General features: G+C 53.2%; 17 protein-coding genes and 6 pseudogenes. 10 read left to right on the top strand and 13 right to left on the bottom strand.

The window, feature by feature from the left end:
* Both BGK49_RS28210 and dgt read right to left on the bottom strand, forming a co-directional pair.
* Nucleotides 1-165: IS1 family transposase (locus BGK49_RS28210; RefSeq protein ID WP_047664789.1), on the bottom strand; the 165-nt coding region annotated here is incomplete at its 3' end.
* Between the two features lie 55 nt (nt 166-220).
* A pseudogene (gene dgt, locus BGK49_RS19340) lies at nt 221-1,027 on the bottom strand (dGTPase); the annotation flags it as partial.
* Between the two features lie 83 nt (nt 1,028-1,110).
* Between dgt and mtnN the strand changes: the two are divergent.
* The 3 genes and pseudogenes from mtnN (at nt 1,111) to BGK49_RS19325 (ending at nt 3,262) form a co-directional block, all read left to right on the top strand.
* Entirely contained in the window at nt 1,111-1,809 is a 699-nt protein-coding gene (gene mtnN / locus BGK49_RS19335) for a 5'-methylthioadenosine/S-adenosylhomocysteine nucleosidase (RefSeq protein ID WP_000689850.1), read from the top strand.
* A pseudogene (gene btuF / locus BGK49_RS19330) lies at nt 1,802-2,601 on the top strand (vitamin B12 ABC transporter substrate-binding protein BtuF). Before mtnN ends, btuF begins: the two are co-directional and overlap by 8 nt.
* Before the next feature lie 37 nt (nt 2,602-2,638).
* Nucleotides 2,639-3,262 carry a TRIC cation channel family protein gene (locus tag BGK49_RS19325; protein ID WP_000964214.1) on the top strand — a complete coding sequence of 208 codons (624 nt, stop codon included), beginning with the start codon at nt 2,639-2,641 and terminating at the stop codon, nt 3,260-3,262.
* A 46-nt stretch (nt 3,263-3,308) separates the two neighbouring features.
* Here BGK49_RS19325 and erpA read toward each other — a convergent pair whose 3' ends face one another.
* From erpA to yadX, 4 genes and pseudogenes are all read right to left on the bottom strand, one after another.
* Nucleotides 3,309-3,653 carry an iron-sulfur cluster insertion protein ErpA gene (erpA, locus tag BGK49_RS19320; RefSeq protein WP_001295564.1) on the bottom strand — a complete coding sequence of 115 codons (345 nt, stop codon included), beginning with the start codon at nt 3,651-3,653 and terminating at the stop codon, nt 3,309-3,311.
* Complete coding sequence (gene yadW / locus BGK49_RS29850; protein WP_120795373.1) at nt 3,646-3,711, bottom strand: small protein YadW; 66 nt, start codon at nt 3,709-3,711, stop codon at nt 3,646-3,648. The genes erpA and yadW overlap by 8 nt, the downstream gene beginning before the upstream one ends.
* Nucleotides 3,712-3,734: 23 nt before the next feature.
* A pseudogene (gene clcA / locus BGK49_RS19315) lies at nt 3,735-5,155 on the bottom strand (H(+)/Cl(-) exchange transporter ClcA).
* 11 nt (nt 5,156-5,166) lie between these two features.
* On the bottom strand, nt 5,167-5,214 hold the full coding sequence (yadX, locus tag BGK49_RS31265) for a protein YadX (RefSeq protein ID WP_211180485.1): 48 nt from the start codon (nt 5,212-5,214) through the stop codon (nt 5,167-5,169).
* A gap of 165 nt (nt 5,215-5,379) precedes the next feature.
* On the opposite strand from yadX, the gene hemL reads away from it, so the two are divergent.
* Complete coding sequence (hemL, locus tag BGK49_RS19310) at nt 5,380-6,660, top strand: glutamate-1-semialdehyde 2,1-aminomutase (RefSeq protein WP_000045324.1); 1,281 nt, start codon at nt 5,380-5,382, stop codon at nt 6,658-6,660.
* Nucleotides 6,661-6,694: 34 nt separating this feature from the next.
* Here hemL and fhuB read toward each other — a convergent pair.
* The 6 genes and pseudogenes from fhuB to hrpB form a co-directional block, all read right to left on the bottom strand.
* Nucleotides 6,695-8,676, bottom strand: a pseudogene (gene fhuB, locus BGK49_RS19305) (Fe(3+)-hydroxamate ABC transporter permease FhuB).
* Nucleotides 8,673-9,563 (bottom strand): Fe(3+)-hydroxamate ABC transporter substrate-binding protein FhuD, encoded by an 891-nt coding sequence (gene fhuD / locus BGK49_RS19300; protein WP_046891680.1) that lies wholly within the window; start codon nt 9,561-9,563, stop codon nt 8,673-8,675. Before fhuD ends, fhuB begins: the two are co-directional and overlap by 4 nt.
* A complete protein-coding gene (fhuC, locus tag BGK49_RS19295) occupies nt 9,563-10,360 on the bottom strand; it encodes a Fe3+-hydroxamate ABC transporter ATP-binding protein FhuC (RefSeq protein WP_001400473.1) in 798 nt (265 codons plus the stop codon). The genes fhuD and fhuC overlap by 1 nt, the downstream gene beginning before the upstream one ends.
* A gap of 50 nt (nt 10,361-10,410) precedes the next feature.
* Nucleotides 10,411-12,600: a ferrichrome porin FhuA gene (gene fhuA, locus BGK49_RS19290; protein WP_000124381.1), complete on the bottom strand. Its 2,190-nt coding sequence runs from the start codon at nt 12,598-12,600 to the stop codon at nt 10,411-10,413.
* A 219-nt stretch (nt 12,601-12,819) separates the two neighbouring features.
* Entirely contained in the window at nt 12,820-15,336 is a 2,517-nt protein-coding gene (gene mrcB / locus BGK49_RS19285) for a bifunctional glycosyl transferase/transpeptidase (RefSeq protein ID WP_000918195.1), read from the bottom strand.
* A 201-nt stretch (nt 15,337-15,537) separates the two neighbouring features.
* A complete protein-coding gene (hrpB, locus tag BGK49_RS19275; protein ID WP_005039421.1) occupies nt 15,538-17,967 on the bottom strand; it encodes an ATP-dependent helicase HrpB in 2,430 nt (809 codons plus the stop codon).
* A gap of 73 nt (nt 17,968-18,040) precedes the next feature.
* Here hrpB and thpR point away from each other — a divergent pair, with 73 nt between their 5' ends.
* The 6 genes and pseudogenes from thpR to folK all read left to right on the top strand — a co-directional run bounded on the left by thpR (nt 18,041) and on the right by folK (nt 22,818).
* Nucleotides 18,041-18,571 (top strand): RNA 2',3'-cyclic phosphodiesterase, encoded by a 531-nt coding sequence (gene thpR, locus BGK49_RS19270; protein WP_001294699.1) that lies wholly within the window; start codon nt 18,041-18,043, stop codon nt 18,569-18,571.
* Between the two features lie 14 nt (nt 18,572-18,585).
* Complete coding sequence (gene sfsA, locus BGK49_RS19265) at nt 18,586-19,290, top strand: DNA/RNA nuclease SfsA (protein ID WP_000396054.1); 705 nt, start codon at nt 18,586-18,588, stop codon at nt 19,288-19,290.
* A gap of 177 nt (nt 19,291-19,467) precedes the next feature.
* Nucleotides 19,468-19,923, top strand: coding sequence for an RNA polymerase-binding protein DksA (dksA, locus tag BGK49_RS19260; RefSeq protein ID WP_001155227.1), 456 nt, complete (start codon nt 19,468-19,470; stop codon nt 19,921-19,923).
* Nucleotides 19,924-19,989: 66 nt separating this feature from the next.
* A complete protein-coding gene (gluQRS, locus tag BGK49_RS19255; protein ID WP_005039415.1) occupies nt 19,990-20,886 on the top strand; it encodes a tRNA glutamyl-Q(34) synthetase GluQRS in 897 nt (298 codons plus the stop codon).
* 59 nt (nt 20,887-20,945) lie between these two features.
* A pseudogene (gene pcnB / locus BGK49_RS19250) lies at nt 20,946-22,342 on the top strand (polynucleotide adenylyltransferase PcnB).
* On the top strand, nt 22,339-22,818 hold the full coding sequence (gene folK / locus BGK49_RS19245) for a 2-amino-4-hydroxy-6-hydroxymethyldihydropteridine diphosphokinase (protein ID WP_000215122.1): 480 nt from the start codon (nt 22,339-22,341) through the stop codon (nt 22,816-22,818). The pseudogene pcnB and the gene folK overlap by 4 nt, the downstream one beginning before the upstream one ends.
* A 147-nt stretch (nt 22,819-22,965) precedes the next feature.
* Here folK and BGK49_RS19240 read toward each other — a convergent pair.
* A pseudogene (locus BGK49_RS19240) lies at nt 22,966-23,304 on the bottom strand (IS1-like element IS1B family transposase); the annotation flags it as partial.

Genomic DNA, 23,304 nt, shown 5'->3' with positions numbered 1-23,304 from the left:
TTTCTGGTGCGTACCGGGCTGAGAGGCGGTGTAAGTGAACTGTAGTTGCCATGTTTTACGGCAATGAGAGCAGAGATAGCGCTGATGTCCGGCAGTGCTTTTGCCGTTACGCACCACGCCTTCAGTAGCGGAGCAGGAAGGACATCTGATGGAAATGGAAGCCACGCAAGCACCTTAAAATCACCATCATACACTAAATCAGTAAGTTGGCAGCATTACCGTCGTCGGCTGCTTCCATAATCCACGTTAATGGAAAACGACTGTAAAGCGCCAAATTAAGTTCTTTACGCAACCGGGCAATATAGGCTTCTTCAGAAAGATAATAACCCGGCTTTTTCATTAAATAGTGATGTGTCTCAGGCGTTTCGCCACGCCACCACGCCGGACGGGTATATTTTAAAATACCGCCAACCTGTGCCCAGGTGAGATTCATCCTCATCAATGTATGCACCAGACGAATGCCTTGTGCATTCCCCTCAAAATGACATAAGTCCTGACGAATCTTGCGCCGCAGCTCGTTAAGCGGTTCTTCCCCGTCCCGTAAACGTAGTGCCGCCACGCTGCAGCGATCGTCAGTCAGAGGCTGGCTTTCGGCATCTTCCGGGTGCAAACGCTGGCGAAACCAATCATTTATCGCCGCTTCGCCAAAATGACCAAACGGCGGATTGCCGATATCGTGCATCAGGCATGACATCTCAACAATGCTTTCAAAGGGGCCGGTCAGTTCATCCAGGCCGTATGCTTCCAGTAATTTAAGCTCTTTCATACGGCTTAGAATTTCTTTGGCGATGTAGCGCCCCACCTGCTGGACTTCCATCGAGTGGGTAAGACGCGTGCGCACGGCGGCATTGCGCTCCAGTGGAAAAACCTGGGTCTTTTGTTGCAGACGACGAATTGCCGGAGAGTTGATGATACGCCCGCGATCGCTCTCGAAGATCCGCAGGATCTCATGTTCGGTTTTAACGCCCTGCGGTGAACGGTAACGACGATGCCAGTTTATTTTTTTTCGGAAATCAATCTGTGCCATGTCCTCTCCCGCGTGAGAAATACGCTTCCCCGTAAGCGCATGGTAAACTATGCCTTCAAATCGGGCTTATCGCGAGTAAATCTATGAAAATCGGCATCATTGGTGCAATGGAAGAAGAAGTTACGCTGCTGCGTGACAAAATCGAAAATCGTCAAACTATCAGTCTCGGCGGTTGCGAAATCTATACCGGCCAACTGAATGGAACCGAGGTTGCGCTTCTGAAATCGGGCATCGGTAAAGTCGCTGCGGCGCTGGGTGCCACTTTGCTGTTGGAACACTGCAAGCCAGATGTGATTATTAACACCGGTTCTGCCGGTGGCCTGGCACCAACGTTGAAAGTGGGCGATATCGTTGTCTCGGACGAAGCACGTTATCACGACGCGAATGTCACGGCATTTGGTTATGAATACGGTCAGTTACCAGGCTGTCCGGCAGGCTTTAAAGCTGACGATAAACTGATCGCTGCCGCTGAGGCCTGCATTGCCGAACTGAATCTTAACGCTGTACGTGGCCTGATTGTTAGCGGCGACGCTTTCATCAACGGTTCTGTTGGTCTGGCGAAAATCCGCCACAACTTCCCACAGGCCATTGCTGTAGAGATGGAAGCGACGGCAATCGCCCATGTCTGCCACAATTTCAACGTCCCGTTTGTTGTCGTACGCGCCATCTCCGACGTGGCCGATCAACAGTCTCATCTTAGCTTCGATGAGTTCCTGGCTGTTGCCGCTAAACAGTCCATCCTGATGGTTGAGTCACTGGTGCAGAAACTGGCACATGGCTAAGTCACTGTTCAGGGCGCTGGTCGCCCTGTCTTTTCTCGCGCCACTGTGGCTCAACGCGGCACCGCGCGTCATCACGCTTTCTCCCGCCAACACTGAACTTGCCTTTGCCGCCGGGATCACGCCGGTTGGGGTCAGCAGCTATTCCGACTATCCTCCACAAGCGCAAAAGATTGAGCAGGTTTCCACCTGGCAGGGGATGAATCTGGAACGCATTGTCGCGCTGAAACCCGATCTGGTGATTGCCTGGCGTGGAGGTAATGCCGAGCGGCAGGTTGACCAGCTGGCTTCGCTGGGAATAAAAGTGATGTGGGTCGATGCGACAAGCATTGAACAAATTGCCAATGCGTTACGTCAACTGGCCCCCTGGAGTCCGCAACCGGATAAGGCCGAACAAGCCGCGCAATCCCTGCTGGATCAGTACGCGCAATTGAAAGCGCAATATGCTGATAAACCTAAAAAACGTGTTTTTCTGCAATTCGGCATTAATCCGCCATTTACCAGTGGAAAAGAGTCGATTCAAAACCAGGTACTCGAAGTTTGTGGCGGAGAAAACATCTTTAAAGACAGCCGGGTTCCTTGGCCGCAAGTTAGCCGCGAACAGGTGTTAGCACGCTCGCCACAGGCGATTGTCATTACAGGCGGACCGGACCAAATTCCTAAAATCAAACAATACTGGGGTGAACAGCTCAAAATTCCCGTTATTCCTCTCACGAGTGACTGGTTTGACGTGCAAGCCCACGTATTATCCTCGCTGCACAACAGCTCTGTAATGCGCTTTCACAGGTAGATTAGCGCCTGACCTTTTTAGGTGCTCAGTGGGGATTGAACAATGCTCGTCTATTGGCTGGATATAGTCGGCACAGCAGTATTTGCCATCTCCGGCGTTTTGTTAGCCGGAAAATTGCGTATGGACCCTTTTGGTGTTCTGGTACTGGGCGTGGTTACCGCTGTAGGCGGCGGGACAATTCGCGACATGGCGCTGGATCACGGCCCGGTATTTTGGGTGAAAGATCCCACCGATCTGGTCGTTGCAATGGTAACCAGCATGCTGACCATCGTGCTGGTGCACCAGCCAAGACGCTTACCAAAATGGATGTTGCCGGTGCTGGACGCCGTTGGTCTGGCGGTGTTTGTCGGCATTGGCGTGAATAAAGCCTTTAATGCGGAAGCCGGTCCGTTAATCGCGGTTTGTATGGGCGTCATTACTGGCGTTGGCGGCGGGATCATTCGTGATGTACTGGCCCGCGAAATCCCCATGATTTTACGTACAGAAATCTACGCAACTGCCTGTATTATCGGCGGTATTGTCCACGCTACGGCTTATTACACATTTTCCGTACCACTGGAAACAGCCAGTATGATGGGCATGGTCGTGACGCTATTGATTCGGCTGGCGGCTATTCGTTGGCATCTTAAGCTACCGACGTTTGCGCTGGATGAGAATGGGCGTTGAAGAGAGAAGATGTGCCGGATAGTTTATCCGGCACATGAACAACAGATTAGATGCTAAAGGAAGAACCGCAACCGCAGGTGCTTTTCGCGTTCGGGTTGGTCACGATGAAACGAGAACCTTCCAGTCCTTCGGTATAGTCAACGGAACCACCGACCAGATATTGCAGGCTCATCGGATCAACCACCAGGCCAACGCCCTGTTTTTCGATGGTCATATCGCCTTCGTTCACCTGATCATCAAAGGTGAAACCATACTGGAAGCCGCTGCAACCGCCACCGGTGATATACACGCGTAATTTCAGATTCGGGTTATCTTCGTCAGCGATCAGGCTTTTAACTTTGTTGGCTGCTGCGTCGGTAAACTCCAGCGGCAGTGCTACGTCATCACTCATATTTTGCTCCAAACGACATCGGCAATTGGGCAAATTCTAACCCAATAATAATCGCCATTATCTAATACCCTGGTATTTCGTTCAAGTATTCTCGCTGGCTGATGCGGCCTTGCTTCGCGCCAGTTGCTCAGCTTCCTGTTTTGCCAGCGTGCGCGCAAGAATCGCCGAATATAGCGGTTTCCCGCCGGTAAATTGCGCTAATAGTGTTGCGCCAAGACCGGTAATAATCATTGGCAAAATGAGCTGGTAGTTATCGGTCATCTCCAGAACCAAAATGATCCCCGTTAACGGCGCGCGAATAGATGCCGCCAGTAACGCCCCCATTCCGGCAATAGCAAAAGTCCCCGCCTCAAGGTGATATTGCGGAAACAGCTCAACGACAACCATTCCGAAAGCGGTTCCCAGCACAGTACCCAGCGCCAGCATCGGGGCAAAAATACCGCCGGCGCGCCGGAAGAGAAGCACAGTAAGGTGGTAATGACCCGCGCGACGAAGATAAACACCAGCATTCCCATGCTGAAATTCCCTGCGGTAGCGATAGGAATCAGGTTAAAACCGCCGCCCGACGTTGCTGGTGCCACAAACCCCAGCAATCCACACAGACCGCCAATCGCACCGCCCATTAGCACCCATTTGGTAATATTGCCGCCGTGCACACGGTGCAGCAAATCCTGCATCCCCAGCACCCATTTATTAAAAATAGGGCCGAAAATGCCAAAAATAATACCGAGGATCAGATAAAGCCACAGCGTATTAAGCGGCGCATCAGAAAGTTTACCGACGTCAATCAACGCAACTTCATGATTAAAAATGCGGTACATAATGGTCGACATAATGACGCCAATAAATACCGCTTTAATCGAAATTAACGTATAGCGAAACTGCGGACGCATCTCTTCGATAATAAACAAAATACCCGCCAGCGGCGCGTTAAAGGCCGCAGCCAGCCCCGCAGCAGCACCGGTTGCCAGCAGCGTATGGCGAGCTTCATCACCTTTCAGGCGGAAAATATCGAGTTCCATGCGACCGATATTGCCGCCGATCTGCACGGTTGGCCCTTCGCGCCCCAGCACCATGCCTCCGCCGAGTGTCCCCAGCCCGCCAAAGAATTTCACCGGCAACACACGCCACCAGCGAACGGGACGTTGGTCTTCCAGCGCCCCTTCAATTTCCGGGATCCCCGAACCACCTGCTTCCGGCGCGTATTTGCGCACCAAAAAGTAGCCGAACATCGCCAGCACCGCCGAACAGAGAAAAGCGACGGTTAACAGAAGCGGATAATTATCAGCAGTATGTACCAGCGCCCCCATACGTTGGTTCTGCAACCAGGCGACACCTTTGTCAAAAGCAACCGCTGCCAGCCCGACAAGCGTGCCGACGACTGCCGCCATAAACAAAATGGCTAACGGGGTTTTATCGCGCTCAAGAAGTTGGCGAATCAGTTGTCTGCGTCGCAGGCGCGCGGCCTGCGGTGTTTCTAAAGAGGGAGTATCAGTTTTCATCCAATGATCACTTATTGGTCATACAAATAAGATGACGGCATTTTACTCGCACGTTCCATGAAAATCCTTTGCAAAGCGTAATGTTTCAAATGCACAAAACTTTTATACTCTAAGAAATCAGGATTGCACCAGTACAAGCAGCCTGATGTTTGACGAGTATTTAACTTGTTATGAATAACATAGAATAGCAGCCATTCACTTTTTCTACGAATCAGGAACCCTCCATGAGTAAGTCTGAAAATCTTTACAGCGCAGCGCGCGAGCTGCTCCCTGGCGGTGTGAACTCCCCTGTTCGCGCCTTTACTGGCGTGGGCGGCACTCCACTGTTTATCGAAAAAGCGGACGGCGCTTATCTGTACGATGTTGATGGCAAAGCCTATATCGATTATGTCGGTTCCTGGGGGCCGATGGTGCTGGGCCATAACCATCCGGCTATCCGCAATGCCGTGATTGAAGCCGCCGAGCGTGGTTTAAGCTTTGGTGCACCGACCGAAATGGAAGTGAAAATGGCGCAACTGGTGACCGAACTGGTCCCGACCATGGATATGGTGCGCATGGTGAACTCCGGCACTGAAGCGACCATGAGCGCCATCCGCCTGGCCCGTGGTTTTACCGGTCGCGACAAAATCATTAAATTTGAAGGTTGTTACCACGGTCACGCTGACTGCCTGCTGGTGAAAGCCGGTTCTGGCGCACTCACGTTAGGCCAGCCAAACTCGCCGGGTGTTCCGGCAGATTTCGCCAAACATACCTTAACCTGTACTTATAACGATCTGGCTTCTGTACGCGCCGCGTTTGAGCAATACCCGCAAGAGATTGCCTGTATTATCGTCGAGCCGGTGGCAGGCAATATGAACTGTGTTCTGCCGCAGCCAGAGTTCCTGCCAGGTCTGCGTGCGCTGTGCGACGAATTTGGCGCGTTGCTGATCATCGATGAAGTGATGACCGGCTTCCGCGTGGCACTGGCTGGCGCACAGGATTATTACGGCGTAGTGCCAGATTTAACCTGCCTCGGCAAAATCATCGGCGGTGGAATGCCGGTAGGCGCATTCGGTGGTCGTCGTGATGTAATGGATGCGCTGGCCCCGACGGGTCCGGTCTATCAGGCGGGTACGCTTTCCGGTAACCCGATTGCGATGGCAGCGGGTTTCGCCTGTCTGAATGAAGTCGCGCAGCCGGGCGTTCACGAAACGCTGGATGAGCTGACAACACGTCTGGCAGAAGGTCTGCTGGAAGCGGCAGAAGAAGCCGGAACTCCGCTGGTCGTTAACCACGTTGGCGGCATGTTCGGTATTTTCTTTACCGACGCCGAGTCCGTGACGTGCTATCAGGATGTGATGGCCTGTGACGTGGAACGCTTTAAGCGTTTCTTCCATATGATGCTGGACGAAGGTGTTTACCTGGCACCGTCAGCGTTTGAAGCGGGCTTTATGTCTGTGGCGCACAGCATGGAAGATATCAATAACACCATCGATGCTGCACGTCGGGTATTTGCGAAGTTGTGATAATTTTGCCTCGCCCACCGGGCGAGGCACTCAATTAACGGCTCTGCTTTCTCAACAAATAGATAAAATATGGCGCGCGATAAAGGTCGACAGCAGCCCCGCCGGGATCTGGAATGGAAACAGCACCATCCGCCCACACCAGTCAGCGAATACCAGCAGTAAACCACCCACCAGCGCCGAAATTACGATGTGTGGCATCGTCCGTCGAAAACCCATCATCCGCGCAATATGCGGTGCCATTAAACCAACAAAACTCAACGGTCCAATAGTCATCGTCGCGGTCGCCGTCAGGCAAGCCGCTAACAGCAGCAGCGCAATTCGCGTCGGCGTCAGCGCCATTCCCACAGCTCGTGCGGTATCACCGCCCAGAGGTAAAATGGTCAGCCAGCGGCGGTACAGCGGTGTAATCGCCAGCAAAATCACCATCACAATTCCGGTACGCCAGACCTGCGCATCGGTGGCGTTGTAGGTCGAACCAGAGATCCAGGTGAGCACTTGCGCCATTCGCGGGTCACCACTCGCCTGCAACATCATTAAAAGCATGGTGAATGCGGTACTTAACGCCATCCCCGCCAGTAACATGCGGTGTGGGGAAAATCCACCGCGCCCGGCGGCGATCATAATAATCAACAGCGTCACCGCGGCACCGATACTTCCCGCGGGTAACAGCCAGCCAAAAGCATTACCCGGTACCAGAAACAGCATCAGTACCACGCCAAACGCTGCGCCGGAGCTAATCCCCAGCACTTCCGGGCTTGCCATCGGGTTGCCGGTCAGTCGCTGAATAATACAGCCCGCCACCGCCAGCATGACGCCCGCAAATAGCGCCGCCATAATTCGCGGCCAGCGCCAGGGCATTAAATCATCGAGCAACGCCCCGCTCGCCCACATCCAGCCGTGCGCATCACGACCAAACGACAGCGCCACCACCACAGCCATCAACAGCAGCACGCCGCCCGCGAGGGCAAACGCCAGCACATGTTGGCGTTCAGCCGCGACACGATCGTTGACCTTCATATCCGGCGCGCTAATGCTGCGTAAACGCGGCAACAGCCACAGTAGCAGCGGCGCACCGATCAACGCAGTGACCGAACCGGTGGACACTTCCATCCACACGCGAGTCAGCCAGAGGATGATTTGATCGGAAAGCCAGAGGATCAGCGCACCAATCAACGACGCCAGCATCAGTCGCGGCAGCAGACGCCGCGCCCCCAGCATTTTTGCCAGCAACGGCGCAAACAACCCGATAAAGCCGATAATCCCCACCGCGTTCACCAGCAGCGCACTGATGACAATCGCCAGCGACAGCGCCGCCAGACGCGCGAGCGACAAGGCCAGCCCGAGATTGCGCGCCACGCCATCATCAAGCCCCATCAGGGTTAACGGGCGAAGTAGCAGCAACGTCAGCATCACACCGCCCAGCAACTGCGGCCATAAACGCTCAACACCGCCCCAGTCGGTTTGCGTCAGCGTTCCGGTGCTCCACAGGAACATGCTTTGCAGTTGGTCATGGTGGAAGATAACCAGTAACTGATTGATTGCCCCACAATAAAGGCTCACTACCAGCCCCGCGAGGATCAGCGTTACCGGCGAAAGCCGTTTCCCCCACGCGACGCCAAAGACGATTAAGCCAACAACGCAAGCGCCCGCCAGCGCAGCAAACTGACTCGCCATCGCCCCTGGGATCGCCCAGAGCGTAGTGACGGTAATCCCCAGTTGCGCGCCTGTAGCAACGCCAAGTGTCGTCGGTTCCGCCAGCGGATTACGCAGCACTTGCTGAAACAGCACGCCCACCAGCCCCAGGCCTGCGCCCACCAGCAGCGAAATCGCCAGACGCGGCAGCAAGCTGTAGTGAAAAATCATCTGCTCGATGACGTCAATATCCGGCGACCAGGCGGCCTGCGCCCACTGGCTACGCGGCAGCGCCTGCGAAAAGTTCATCCAGGTCAGCGCCGTAGCGACAATCACCAGCAGCGCCAGCAATAACGCCGGGAAAAGCGCAATTCGTTTACTCACGCTTTACCTCCGATGGCGTTATCCAGAACGCGCACAAAGTGCATTGCCGAGAGCGTCGCACCATAAAACCAGACTGCGGGTACGCGCTGAAAGCGTCCGGCGCGGACAAACGGCATGGCCTGCCACAGCGGGGTTGCCATTAGCGCATCCATGTCTTTGCTGTTGTCGTGATCAAAACAGAGCACATCAACGTCTTTATACGCTGCCAGACGATCGATACTGACGGCGGTACTGCCCCAGAAGTTGGTTTCCCCTTGCCAGGCATTTGGGATGCCGTACTCATCAAGAATTTCCTGGAACAAGCTGTTTGGACCGAAGACCAACATATGGCGCGGATCGATAAGCGTCGTCAGCAATAACGGGCGTGCACCACGCTTCACAAAGCGGGGTTTCATGCTGCGGATAAAGTCTTCATATTGCGCTAAATGCGTTTCTGCTGCGCTTTGCAGGTTAAGTAAATCTGCCATTTCCGTCAGTGATTTACGCGCCATCGCCAGCGGCTGTTTGCCGTCGCTGAAGTTAAATCCACGCCCCGGCGCAATACGTGCCAGCATTTCTGCTGAAGGGCCATATCCTGCCGACCAGACCATAAACGACGGTTTCATTTCGGTCAGCAGTTCAAGGTTAGGTTCTGTGCGCAAACCGACGTCGATCACTGGGTCCGGCAATGGTGGTTCGCTGACCCACAGGCGATAGTTGATGGTATCCGCCACGCCGTAAGGCACGATGCCGAGCGCCAGCAGTAATTCCACCGGCAACCACTCCAGCGCCACAATACGATTGGGATCAATAGCCGCCGCGTGGGCGGTATTCATCTGCCATAACAACGGAGAAAGCGCCATCGCCGTTAACAGTCGACGGCGCGAAATAAGAGGTAAGCCGCTCATCAATAAACAAAACTCACAGGTGCAGCACCCGCCGGATGCGGCAAAATACCCATCGGGATGCCATAAATCATTTCGAGGGTATCGCCGCGCATAATTTCCGCAGGCGTTCCCTGAGCAATCATTTCACCACCGCGCAGGGCGACCAGATAATCACAGTAGCGTGCCGCCATATTGATATCGTGCAACACGGCAATGACCGTCAGGCCACGCTCCTGACTTAAACGGTGCACCAGCGCCAGCACATCAACCTGGTGGGCGATATCCAGCGCCGAGGTCGGTTCGTCGAGCAACAGACAACGGCTATCCTGCGCCACCAGCATGGCGATCCACGCCCGCTGACGTTCGCCGCCAGAGAGACTATCAACCAGCCGATGCGCCAGCGGTTTTAAGCCAACCAGCGAGATAGCTTCCTCGACTTTTTCGCGATCTGCCGCCCCAAAGCGCCCCAGCGCGCCATGCCACGGGTAACGACCAATCGCCACCAGTTCACGCACGGTCATCCCTTCTGCCGGAGGAAGCTGCTGCGGCAAATAAGCCACTTTGCGGGCAAACGCTTTGCTGCTCCAGCTTTCCAGCGGCTGGGCATCAAGAAGAATCTCCCCTTCTGACGGAGGCTGATGACGGCCAAGCATTTTGAGCAGAGTGGATTTACCAGAACCGTTGTGACCAATCAGACCGGTCACTTTCCCGGCAGGAAAGGTTAACGACAGCGGATGCAAAAGCGTGCGCCCGGGCACACGAAAGGAGATATTACGCAGTGCAAAAGTGGTATCGGAATGATTCGTGTATTCCTGCATAACAGCCAACTTGTGAAATGGGCACGGAAATCCGTGCCCCAAAAGAGAAATTAGAAACGGAAGGTTGCGGTTGCAACGACCTGACGTTCTGCGCCCCAGAAGCAGCCATAAGTCTGGAAGCAACTGGCAACATACTCACGATCGAGCAAATTGTTGACGTTCACAGCAAGGCTGGATCCCGCCATACCAAAGCGTGCCAGATCATATTTTACAACAGCATCCATTACAGCTGCGCTACCCACTTTAAAAGTGTTTGCCGGATCACCATAGCTGGAACCAATAAAACGACCACCTGTTCCCAATGTTAAACCAGAAAGCGGCCCTTCATTGAAGGTATAATCCCCCCAGAGAGATGCCATATGCTCCGGTACTTGTTCTGGAGTTTTACCTTTGAGATTGGTGTCTTTGGTGTATTCCGCATCGGTGTAGGTATAAGAAGCCGTCAAGTTAATATTGGCATTTAACGCCGCTTTTGCTTCAAGTTCCACACCACGAGCGCGAATCTCACCTGCTGGGACTTGCGCTAATGGGTTTGTTGGGTCTGCTGTCAGGTTATTTGTTTTCGTCAATTGATAGACTGCGCCCGTAACAACGACCGGCATATCATTCGGAACATATTTTACGCCAGCTTCATACTGTTCACCTTTCGATGGCTTATAGGAAATGCGTGGGTTGCTCCACAGATCGAAAGCACTCGGTTCAAAGGACTGGCTATAGCTAAAGTAAGGTGAAATACCATTATCGAATAAGTAATTTACACCACCGCGCCAGGTGAACTGATGATCATTGCGCTCAATATAACCTTCAGTCGGCGTATAAGAGTTTTCACGAACAGTGGTCGCTTGCTTAGACCAATCGTAGCGTCCCCCCAGAGTGAATACCCATTTATTCCATTCCGCCTGATCCTGAACATAAATACCTGTTTGTTTGCTTTCATTCATCTGGTATGGCTCTGCGCTACCAAATGCAAAGTATTCAGGGTGATATTTGTTATAAAGATCGATGGATGGTGCGGATCCAAAGCTGGCATTGATATCATTACGCATCCGCATGAAGTCTACCCCTGTCAGCAAAGTATGCTCGACGTCACCTGTAGCAAACTTACTTTCAAGTTGGGTATCAACGCTAAAGTTTTGTAGACGCTCATTATCCACTACTGTCCCGCGGTTTAGGGTATGACCATCACCAGCAATCCCTGTGCCATAAACACTTTTCTGTGAGGTTTTCATTTCACTGAAACGCAGATTCTGACGCACGGTGAAGGTGTCATTAAAACCATGTTCAAAACTATATCCCACCATTTTCTGGTTACGGGAGTATGTATTATTCGATGCACCTTCATTGAAGTCAGTCGGTAGACGCTTACCATTAGGCAATGGCTCAACGGTCCCCTCTTTCGGCAACCAACCGTAATAACCCGTTTCTGGTTCATTCTGGAAATAGGACAGGAAAGTAAAATTGGTTTTGTCGTCTGGACGCCATGAGAATGATGGAGCAATGGTATAACGCTGAGATTCAGAGTTTTTCTGCTGTTCGTTTGTTGAGCGAGCGAGGCCCGTCAAACGGTAAGAGAACTCACCGTTATCATCCAGTGCATCACTGAAATCGAATCCGGTCTGAAACAGATTATCCGTCCCCATTTTAAACTGAATTTCTTTCAGGGGTTCAGTGGTCGGACGCTTACTCACCATAGAAATAATCCCACCAGGATTACTTTTTCCATAGAGAACAGACGTCGGCCCACGCATCAGTTCAACCCTCTCGAGCATGTAAGGATCAATCACAGCATCGTTATAAAAGTTGCCCTGAAGTTTTAGTCCATCAAGGTAATTATTTTGATTCAGACCAACAGATGAGAAACCACGAATGATAACAAAATCATATGTATTAGAAGCACCACGACTGCTAACCGTAACGCCAGGTGTATAACCTAATGCTTCTTTTACAGACTGAAATTGATGCATCTGCATCTCTTCATTTGTCACAACCGAAATAGACTGCGGCGTTTTTTCAATTGGTGTATCCGTTTTAGTCGCAGTAGCAGAGTGCTTCGCCGCAATAGTTGCAGCAGGCCCCCATGCGCTTTCTTGCGGCGCAGGTGCAGCGGTAACGGTGATAGTGTCTTCTTTCGGTTCAACCGCTGCCTGTGCATAAACAGACATGCCGCTAACCGCTGTGGCTACTACAACTGCGATTTTACGCAGTGAGTGTTTTGGCTGAGCAGTTTTGGAACGCGCCATTGGTATATCTCTGATGTAAAGTGAATGATAATGTAAACGAGAATGATTATTATAAAGATAAGATAATATTCGAAACGCTGGCGGGTTCGCAAGCGGTACGCAATCTGAGCGTTCCTGAAGGGTTAATAAACAACCAGATGAAAAGAAAGGGTTAATATCTTAGATGGGATGTTATTTTACCGGATGGCAACTCGCCATCCGGTATTTCACGCTTAGATGTTAATTACTACCAAACATATCCTTGATCCAACCGGCTACACCGTCGCTGTCTTTCTGCTCTTGCTGAGCAGGTTGCTGTTGCGGCTGAGAAGACTGATCAAACGGATTGCCTGACGGCTGCTGCTGCATCTCGCTCTGCTGGCACAGCGATTGCGGATCGCTGGTCCAGACCGGCAAGACACGCATGCCACCGCTGCAAACAAAGTTGCCGTCGTAGTCCACGCCCATATCTGCAATATCTTCTGGCGGAACAAGATTCAGCGGCGTTGGCGTCTGGTTAGCCAGATAACGCTGATAAATCGACATTGCCCCGCTGGCTCCATACAGTTTGGTCGGCTGGTTGTTATCACGACCTACCCAGGTGATGGTCACCGTGCTGCCGTCAATGCCTGCAAACCAAGTATCTACGTTATTGTTGGTAGTCCCTGTTTTCCCTGCCAGATGCAGGTTCGGGTATTTCACCCCAAGCTGACGACCCGTACCACGTTGTACCACCTGCTGCATGGTCCATAGTGTCAGATACGCCGCCTGCGCCGGAACAGCGCGTTCTGCCTGCGGGAAGCTCTGATACAGCACCTTGCCATCTTCCGCGATTACCGAACGCAGTGCAGAAAGCGGTGCACGGTTACCACCGCTGGCGATGGTCTGGAACGCCTGCGCCACTTCGATTGGCGTTAAGTTCAACGCCCCCAGCAGCATCGCCGGAACCGGATGCAGCTGATCTTTCGGTACGCCCAGTTTGATCCAGGTATCCGTAACTGCAGGCAGCCCCAGCGCCATCCCCAGATTTACCGTCGGCACGTTCATCGAACGGGTCAACGCATCCACCAGCATCACTCTGCCGCTTTCGCTATAACGACGGTCATCGTTCTGCGGTGACCAGACCTGGCCATTCGGCTGACGCAGCGCGATTGGCGCATCGGCAATCCACGTGTTCAGGCGATAGATTTTCGGCTGGCTTAAAGCCGTCAGATAAGTCGCTGGTTTTGCAAGGGAACCAATCGAACGACGCGCCTGCATCGCACGGTTGTAGCCCGCAAACTGCGGCTCAGAACCTCCCACCATCGCACGAACTTCACCACTAAAGCGGTCGACGACCACAATCGCAGTTTCAAGATCGCTCAACTTACGCTGTTTCTTCAGTGCCGGAATGCCTTCCACGGCGGCTTTTTCTGCCGCGTCCTGGGCCACCGAGTCAAAGGTAGTGAAGATCTTCACGCCGGAGAGATCTTTTACCTTATCGCCCAGTTTTGCCTGCAGCTCCTGACGCACCAGTTGCATAAAGGCTGGCTGAGGAGAGATCACCCCACCGCGCGGCTGAACCCCCAGCGGACGGGCACTCAACATGTCATAGAGTTCTTGATCAATAATCTGTTGCTGTTGCAGCAGACGCAGCACCAGATTACGTCGCTCCAGCGCCAGTTTCGGGTTACGCCACGGGTTGTAGATGGACGCCCCTTTCACCATACCGACTAACAGCGCCTGCTGGTCGAGGCTTAGCTCTTCTACCGGGCGACCAAAGTAATACAAGCTTGCCAGCGGGAAGCCGCGGATTTCGTTGTCGCCGCTCTGACCGAGATACACCTCGTTCATATACAGCTCAAGAATACGGTCTTTGCTGTAACGCGCGTCCATGATCAGCGCCATGTAGGCTTCGTTCGCTTTACGCCAGTAAGAGCGCTCGCTGGAGAGGAACAGGTTTTTCACCAGCTGTTGCGTCAGCGTACTCGCACCCTGCACCGTGCGACCTGCGGTCAGGTTTACCAGCACCGCACGCCCAATTGAGTAGAGGCTGATCCCATCATGCTCGTAGAAATGGCGGTCTTCTGTCGCCAGCAAAGTATCTACCAGCAAATCAGGGAAACCACTGCGCGGCACAAACAGACGTTGCTCACCGTTTGGCGAGGAGATCATGGTGATCAGACGCGGATCAAGACGGAAAAAGCCGAACTGACGGTTGTTCTCCATATTGACGATGGTCGCCAGATGATCACCATCAAAGGTCAGACGCGCACGCACCTGCCCTTCTTTACTGTCCGGGAAATCAAACGGACGGCGGATCATCTCAATGCTGTTGGCCTGCACGGTAAATTCGCCAGGACGGGTCATTTTCGACACCTGACGATACTGAGTCGCCTCCAGCAGCTTCACCATCTCGTTCTTGCTGATGGTCATATCTGGCTCAAGATTGACCATTCGGCCATAAACTGCCGCAGGCAGTTGCCAGACCTTGCCATCAATACGGCTACGAATTTTTTGATCGAGATAAACGCCGTAAATGGCGATCAGCACGGCAAAAACGATAGCCAGTTTTAGCAGTAGCCATAGCCAGCCGCGTTTGCCACGAGGCTTACGCCCTTTGCCCTTACCTTTGCGCGGCATCGGTTCTTCATCCTCATAGTCATCATAATCGTCGTAATCATCGTCATCTTCGTAACGACGACGGCTTACCTTTTGTTTGACCGGACGCGTCGGTTTCCCTTTGCGTCCAATTGGCTCGCGGTCATTCCCGGCCATGCTTTTTCTCCGCAATATTCAGGCGCAAAAGCCCGATTTTCTGTTCTTCTGTTACAAGACAGAAGAAGATATCTCTCAAAATTTGTGTTCGATCGGTCCCCTCTCCCTTGAGGGAGAGGGTTAGGGTTAGGGTGAGGGTGAACGTGCGCGCTGATGCCCTCACCCCGGCCCTCTCCCACAGGGAGAGGGAGAAAACCAACCTTACGAATACTTTTTCGTCCGTCGCGTCGGTGCAGTATTTGCCGGGTCGTCCGGCCAGACATGTTTGGGATAACGCCCTTTCATCTCTTTTTGCACCTCACGGTACGCTCCTTTCCAGAAGGCGCTCAAATCTCGTGTGATTTGTAATGGCCTTTGGGCAGGTGAAAGCAACTCCAGCACCAGCGGCACGCGCCCCTGGGCGATCGTCGGATTGGTGGCCTCGCCAAACATCTCTTGCATTCTCACCGCCAGCGCGGGCGGGTTATCTTCATGATAACGAATGGCGATCCGGCTTCCCGTCGGCACAGTGTAATGCGCAGGCAATTCACTATCCAGACGTTGCTGCATTCCCCAATCAAGTAATCCGCGTAGTGCCTGATAAATGTCGAGTGATTTCAGGCCGCGTAGTGAATGTACGCCAGTCATATGTGGCAGCAGCCACGTTTCCAGCGTCGCCAATAAACTTTCATCATCAACCGCTGGCCAGTCATATTCCGGCAACCACTTTGCGGCGCATAACAAACGCAAGCGTAGCTGTTCCGCTTCCGCCGTCCAGTTGAGCACGCTTAAACCTTTATCACGGATGCCATTAAGCATCGCCTGATGCAACTCGTCTTCCGAGGGTTTCGCCAGCGGCTGCACTTTCACCGTCAGCAGACCGATTTGCAGCCGACGCCAGGCTTTCAGCGTACCTTGCGCGTCATCCCACTCCACAGTGTCAGACTGCTGTACCAGCTGCGGGCAGCGTTGTACTAACTCATCAATATCGACCGGCAGCGCCAGTAAAATCCGCGCATCCGGCGAGGCGCTGCCCTGCAATAATAACGGTGCGATCAACCATTCGTGGCGGCTTAGCGCGTCGTCGGCATCGAGCATCGCTCCCATGCCGTTTGCCAGTTGATAGCGTCCATCTTGCCCACGGCGACGAGCAATGCGATCGGCAAACGCCCCGGCAAGTAGCGGCGCGATAAGCGAACTGTCTGCCTCACCGCCACGTACGTTTAAGCGTTTTAACAGTTGCTGACTACGTTGCTGCCAGGCTGGTTGATTGCGCGAAAACGCCACGCCCAGGTCACTATTGCCCATCCGTGGCGGCTCTTCGAGAATGGCGGCAATTTTTGCCGCGGTAGCAGCTTCGTCGTCGTTCTTCGCGCTAACCAGCATTGCCGCTAAACGCGGATCGTTACCCAGCGCTGCCATTTTTTGCCCCTGCGCACTAAGCCGTTCACCTTCCAGCGCCCCCAGCATTTGTAACAGGCGTTTCGCGGCCAGTAGATTCACCGTTGGCGGTTGATCCAGCCAGCTCATCTGCGCCGGATCGCTGCATCCCCATTGCAGTAATTCCATCAGCAAACCGGAAAGATCGCTTTGTAAGATTTCCGGTTCACTTTGCGCGGCAGCGCGTTCTGCTTGTTCTTTGGCGATTAGATGCAGGCAGATACCCGGCTCCAGACGCCCGGCGCGCCCGGCACGCTGCGTCATGGATGCCTGGCTAACGCGTTGAGTAATCAGTCGCGTTAGCCCCGTGCGCGGATCAAAACGCGCCACACGCTCCTGGGCACAATCCACCACCAGACGAATACCTTCGATGGTTAAACTGGTTTCAGCAATATTGGTCGCCAGCACCACTTTGCGCATCCCTTGCGGTGCCGGGAGGATCGCTTTTCGCTGATCGTTCAGCGACAACGCGCCATACAGCGGGCAGAGCAATACATCACTGCCGATGCGCGAAGCCAGTTGTTCCTGCACACGCTGAATTTCTCCGACGCCAGGTAAAAATAACAGTAATGATCCGCTTTCCTGACGCAGCATTTCAGCGGTGGCTACCGCAACGGCATCGTCAAAACGCTGATGCGCGGGCAGCGGTAAATAACGGCGTTCAACCGGAAACGAGCGCCCTTCTGAGATGACGACGGGCGCTTCTGGCAGCATTTGCTGCAAGCGGTCGTTGTCCAGCGTAGCCGACATAATTAGCAGTTTAAGGTCATCACGCAGACCTTGTTGCACATCGAGTAACAGCGCCAACGCCAAATCCGCCTGCAAGCTACGCTCATGATATTCATCAAGGATCACCAATCCAACACCGCTCAACTCCGGGTCACGCTGGATCATCCGCGTCAGCACGCCTTCGGTAACTACTTCCAGGCGGGTATTCGGCCCGACGCAGTTTTGCGCACGCATCCGGTAGCCAACGGTATCGCCTGGCTTTTCGTTAAGCAGCTCCTCCAGCCGTTGCGCGACGTTACGCGCCGCCAGACGACGCGGCTCCAGCAGGATAATTTTCCCGTTAATGCCGGGATGCGCCAGCAGTTGCAGCGGCAGCCAGGTTGATTTCCCGGCCCCGGTCGGCGCACTTAATAATACCTGCGGCGCACAATCGAGAGCGGTAAGTAATTCAGGTAAGACGGCAGCAACGGGCAACGACGACACAAAACGCTCCAGAGGGTTAACATTCTTCGCGCCACATTGTAGCATCGCGGTAATTCATAACCGAGTGCCTCACATGTCTGAACCGCAACGTCTGTTCTTTGCTATCGACTTACCTGCAGAAATCCGCGAACAGATTATCCACTGGCGCGCCACACACTTCCCACCTGAGGCGGGACGTCCGGTCGCCGCCGATAATTTGCATCTGACTCTGGCATTTTTAGGCGAAGTGAGCGCCGAGAAAGAGAAGGCGCTTTCTCTTTTAGCCGGACGGATTCGTCAACCTGGTTTCACACTCACGCTTGATGACGCCGGACAATGGCTGCGTTCGCGTGTGGTGTGGTTAGGGATGCGTCAGCCGCCACGCGGCTTAATCCAGCTGGCGAATATGCTCCGTTCACAGGCTGCCCGCAGCGGTTGTTTTCAAAGCAATCGTCCGTTTCATCCACATATTACCTTATTGCGCGACGCCAGCGAGGCGGTGACAATCCCGCCGCCAGGTTTTAACTGGTCTTATGCGGTGACGGAGTTCACCCTTTACGCCTCCTCGTTTGCCCGTGGACGCACACGCTACACGCCGCTAAAACGCTGGGCGCTAATGCAATAACAAGGATTGTCGCAATGGAATTCTCTCCCCCTCTACAGCGCGCGACGCTAATTCAGCGTTACAAACGTTTTTTAGCCGATGTGATCACACCCGATGGTCGCGAATTAACGCTACACTGCCCGAATACGGGTGCGATGACCGGTTGTGCAACGCGTGGCGATACCGTCTGGTATTCGACTTCAGACAACACCAAACGGAAATACCCACACACCTGGGAACTAACTCAAAGCCAGAGCGGCGCATTTATTTGCGTCAATACGCTTTGGGCTAACAGGTTGACGAAAGAGGCTATCCTTAATGAATCAATTTCAGAACTGTCAGGCTATAGCTCGCTGAAAAGCGAAGTAAAATATGGCGCAGAACGCAGCCGTATTGACTTTATGTTGCAGGCGGATTCGCGTCCAGACTGCTATATTGAAGTGAAATCGGTTACGTTAGCGGAGAACGAACAGGGATATTTTCCCGATGCGGTCACTGAACGAGGTCAGAAACACCTTCGGGAGTTGATGAACGTAGCGGCTGAAGGCCAGCGTGCGGTTATCTTTTTCGCCGTGCTGCATTCAGCCATTACACGGTTTTCACCCGCGCGCCACATCGATGAGAAATACGCGCAACTATTGTCAGAAGCTCAACAGAGGGGGGTAGAAATTCTGGCTTACAAAGCGGAAATTTCTGCTGAAGGCATGGCTCTTAAAAAATCACTGCCGGTTACATTGTAGTAAAGTAAGTAACTGGTTAATTTACATTCTGGTCGCGTGCGCAAATACGCTTTTCCTCACACAGTTGTCAAGTGTTACGTTTAGATAATTGCTATCCGGAAAAGCATCTGCTATTTATAGCGGCCTCATTTTTCCCCCGAACATGGGGATCGATAGTGCGTGTTAAGGAGAAGCAACATGCAAGAAGGGCAAAACCGTAAAACATCGTCCCTGAGTATTCTCGCCATCGCTGGGGTGGAACCATATCAGGAGAAGCCGGGCGAAGAGTATATGAATGAAGCCCAGCTGGCGCACTTCCGTCGTATTCTGGAAGCATGGCGTAATCAACTCAGGGATGAAGTCGATCGCACCGTTACACATATGCAGGATGAAGCAGCCAACTTCCCGGACCCGGTAGACCGTGCAGCCCAGGAAGAAGAGTTCAGCCTCGAACTGCGTAACCGCGATCGCGAGCGTAAGCTGATCAAAAAGATCGAGAAGACGCTGAAAAAAGTGGAAGACGAAGATTTCGGCTACTGCGAATCCTGCGGTGTTGAAATTGGTATTCGCCGTCTGGAAGCGCGCCCGACAGCCGATCTGTGCATCGACTGCAAAACGCTGGCTGAAATTCGCGAAAAACAGATGGCTGGCTAATTACAGCCGTTCCATCACGTTTACCACAGGCGGGAAATGCTCCCGCCTTATTTTTTGTTCAAAGAGATGACAGACACACAGTATATTGGCCGCTTCGCCCCCTCTCCTTCCGGCGAGCTTCATTTTGGCTCTCTGATCGCCGCGCTCGGCAGCTATTTGCAGGCTCGCGCCCGGCAAGGTCGCTGGCTGGTACGCATAGAAGATATCGACCCGCCTCGTGAAGTTCCCGGTGCCGCAGAAACTATCCTGCGCCAGCTGGAACATTACGGTCTGCACTGGGACGGCGATGTTCTCTGGCAATCGCAACGTCACGACGCCTATCGTGAAGCACTCGCCTGGTTACATGAACAAGGACTAAGTTATTACTGCACCTGTACGCGTGCGCGTATTCAAAGCATTGTCGGTATTTACGACGGTCATTGCCGGGTGTTGCATCATGGACCAGACAACGCCGCAGTGCGTATCCGCCAGCAGCATCCGGTCACGCAATTTACTGACCAGCTGCGCGGCATTATTCACGCCGACGAAAAACTGGCACGGGAAGATTTTATCATTCATCGCCGTGATGGGTTGTTCGCCTACAACCTGGCTGTTGTGGTTGATGATCATTTCCAGGGCGTTACAGAAATAGTGCGTGGGGCTGATCTGATTGAACCAACAGTAAGGCAAATCTCGCTGTACCAGCTTTTTGGCTGGAAAGTGCCAGATTACATTCATCTGCCGCTGGCGCTTAATCCACAAGGCGCTAAACTTTCCAAGCAGAATCATGCGCCTGCGTTGCCGAAAGGCGATCCACGCCCGGTACTAATCGCGGCACTTCAATTTCTGGGGCAGCAGGCAGAAGCACACTGGCAGGATTTCAGCGTCGAGCAAATCCTTCAGTCAGCCGTCAAAAACTGGACGCTGACCGCCGTGCCCGAGTCGGCAATTGTAAATTCAACATTCTCAAATGCGTCATGCTGAGCTATGATTAGCCGCTATTTTTTTGTCCTGAATGATGTTTGACACTACCGAGGTGTACTATTTTTACCCGAGTCGCTAATTTTTGCCGCAAGGTGCTAAGCCGCGAGGAAAGCGAGGCTGAACAGGCAGTCGCCCGTCCACAGGTGACGTGATCCCGCGTGAGCAGCATGCTATTTCCCGCAAAGATATCAGTGAAAATGCCCTGAAGGTAATGTACAGGCTCAATAAAGCGGGATACGAAGCCTGGCTGGTTGGCGGCGGCGTGCGCGACCTGTTACTTGGCAAAAAGCCGAAAGATTTTGACGTAACCACTAACGCCACGCCTGAGCAGGTGCGCAAACTGTTCCGTAACTGCCGCCTTGTGGGTCGCCGTTTCCGTCTGGCTCATGTGATGTTTGGCCCGGAGATTATCGAAGTTGCAACCTTCCGTGGACACCACGAAGGTAACGTCAGCGACCGCACGACCTCCCAACGCGGGCAAAACGGCATGTTGCTGCGCGACAACATTTTCGGCTCCATCGAAGAAGACGCCCAGCGCCGCGATTTCACTATCAACAGCCTGTATTACAGCGTAGCGGATTTTACCGTCCGTGATTACGTTGGCGGCATGAAGGATCTGAAGGACGGCGTTATCCGTCTGATTGGTAACCCGGAAACGCGCTACCGTGAAGATCCGGTACGTATGCTGCGCGCGGTACGTTTTGCCGCCAAATTGGGTATGCGCATCAGCCCGGAAACCGCAGAACCGATCCCTCGCCTCGCTACCCTGCTGAACGATATCCCACCGGCACGCCTGTTTGAAGAATCGCTTAAACTGCTACAAGCGGGCTACGGTTACGAAACCTATAAGCTGTTGTGTGAATATCATCTGTTCCAGCCGCTGTTCCCGACCATTACCCGCTACTTCACGGAAAATGGCGACAGCCCGATGGAGCGGATCATTGAACAGGTGCTGAAGAATACCGATACGCGTATCCATAACGATATGCGCGTGAACCCGGCGTTCTTGTTTGCCGCCATGTTCTGGTACCCACTGCTGGAGACGGCACAGAAGATCGCCCAGGAAAGCGGCCTGACCTATCACGACGCTTTCGCGCTGGCGATGAACGACGTGCTGGACGAAGCCTGCCGTTCACTGGCAATCCCGAAACGTCTGACGACGTTAACCCGCGATATCTGGCAGTTGCAGTTGCGTATGTCCCGTCGTCAGGGTAAACGCGCATGGAAACTGCTGGAGCATCCTAAGTTCCGTGCGGCTTATGACCTGTTGGCCTTGCGAGCTGAAGTTGAACGTAACGCTGAACTGCAGCGTCTGGTGAAATGGTGGGGTGAGTTCCAGGTTTCCGCGCCACCAGATCAAAAAGGGATGCTTAACGAGTTGGATGAAGAGCCGTCAACGCGTCGCCGTACTCGTCGTCCACGCAAACGCGCACCGCGTCGTGAGGGTACCGCATGACAGTGGCGTATATTGCCATAGGCAGCAATCTGGCCTCTCCGCTGGAGCAGGTCAATGCTGCCCTGAAAGCATTAGGCGATATCCCTGAAAGCCACATTCTTGCCGTTTCTTCGTTTTACCGCACTCCACCGCTGGGGCCGCAAGATCAACCCGATTACCTCAACGCCGCCGTGGCGCTTGAAACTTCGCTCGCCCCGGAAGAGTTACTCAACCATACACAGCGCATAGAACTGCAACAGGATCGTGTTCGTAAAGCTGAACGCTGGGGACCACGCACGCTGGATCTCGATATCATGCTGTTTGGTAATGAAGTGATAAATACCGAACGCCTGACCGTTCCGCACTACGATATGAAGAATCGTGGATTTATGCTGTGGCCGCTGTTTGAGATTGCACCGGAGCTGGCGTTTCCTGATGGGGAGACGTTGCGTGAAGTCTTACATACAAGAGCATTTGACGAATTAAGCAAATGGTAATTTATTTATATTACGAATATAAATATTTTCTGAAAATCATACATCCTCTCTTTCCTTAATAAAAATTTTAGTTTAAACATTTTTGCAGAAACATAATATAAATTCCCGCAGATAAATATCAATCCCATCGCCGGTAATGACTCCAACTTATTGATAGTGTTTTATGTTCAGATAATGCCCGATGACTTTGTCATGCAGCTCCACCGATTTTGAGAACGACAGCGACTTCCGTCCCAGCCGTGCCAGGTGCTGCCTCAGATTCAGGTTATGCCGCTCAATTCGCTGCGTATATCGCTTGCTGATTACGTGCAGCTTTCCCTTCAGGCGGGATTCATACAGTGGCCAGCCATCCGTCATCCATATCACCACGTCAAAGGGTGACAGCAAGCTCATAAGACGCCCCAGCGTCGCCATAGTGCGTTCACCGAATACGTGCGCAACAACCGTCTTCCGGAGCCTGTCATACGCGTAAAACAGCCAGCGCTG

The organism is Shigella sp. FC1544, assembly GCF_001722145.1.
GTDB classification, from domain to species: domain Bacteria; phylum Pseudomonadota; class Gammaproteobacteria; order Enterobacterales; family Enterobacteriaceae; genus Escherichia; species Escherichia coli.
The sequence above is the reverse complement of the archived record's forward strand: the minus strand, read 5'-3'. Positions and strand labels throughout refer to the sequence as shown.

Excerpts from the sequence above, each read along its gene's own strand:
- thpR (WP_001294699.1), top strand. The coding sequence starts at position 18,041 with ATGTCTGAACCGCAACGTCTGTTCTTTGCTATCGACTTACCTGCAGAA.
- mtnN (WP_000689850.1), top strand. The coding sequence starts at position 1,111 with ATGAAAATCGGCATCATTGGTGCAATGGAAGAAGAAGTTACGCTGCTG.
- folK (WP_000215122.1), top strand. The coding sequence starts at position 22,339 with ATGACAGTGGCGTATATTGCCATAGGCAGCAATCTGGCCTCTCCGCTG.
- mrcB (WP_000918195.1), bottom strand. The coding sequence starts at position 15,336 with ATGGCCGGGAATGACCGCGAGCCAATTGGACGCAAAGGGAAACCGACG.
- hemL (WP_000045324.1), top strand. The coding sequence starts at position 5,380 with ATGAGTAAGTCTGAAAATCTTTACAGCGCAGCGCGCGAGCTGCTCCCT.
- sfsA (WP_000396054.1), top strand. The coding sequence starts at position 18,586 with ATGGAATTCTCTCCCCCTCTACAGCGCGCGACGCTAATTCAGCGTTAC.
- fhuC (WP_001400473.1), bottom strand. The coding sequence starts at position 10,360 with ATGCAGGAATACACGAATCATTCCGATACCACTTTTGCACTGCGTAAT.
- fhuA (WP_000124381.1), bottom strand. The coding sequence starts at position 12,600 with ATGGCGCGTTCCAAAACTGCTCAGCCAAAACACTCACTGCGTAAAATC.
- gluQRS (WP_005039415.1), top strand. The coding sequence starts at position 19,990 with ATGACAGACACACAGTATATTGGCCGCTTCGCCCCCTCTCCTTCCGGC.
- erpA (WP_001295564.1), bottom strand. The coding sequence starts at position 3,653 with ATGAGTGATGACGTAGCACTGCCGCTGGAGTTTACCGACGCAGCAGCC.
- fhuD (WP_046891680.1), bottom strand. The coding sequence starts at position 9,563 with ATGAGCGGCTTACCTCTTATTTCGCGCCGTCGACTGTTAACGGCGATG.
- BGK49_RS19325 (WP_000964214.1), top strand. The coding sequence starts at position 2,639 with ATGCTCGTCTATTGGCTGGATATAGTCGGCACAGCAGTATTTGCCATC.
- dksA (WP_001155227.1), top strand. The coding sequence starts at position 19,468 with ATGCAAGAAGGGCAAAACCGTAAAACATCGTCCCTGAGTATTCTCGCC.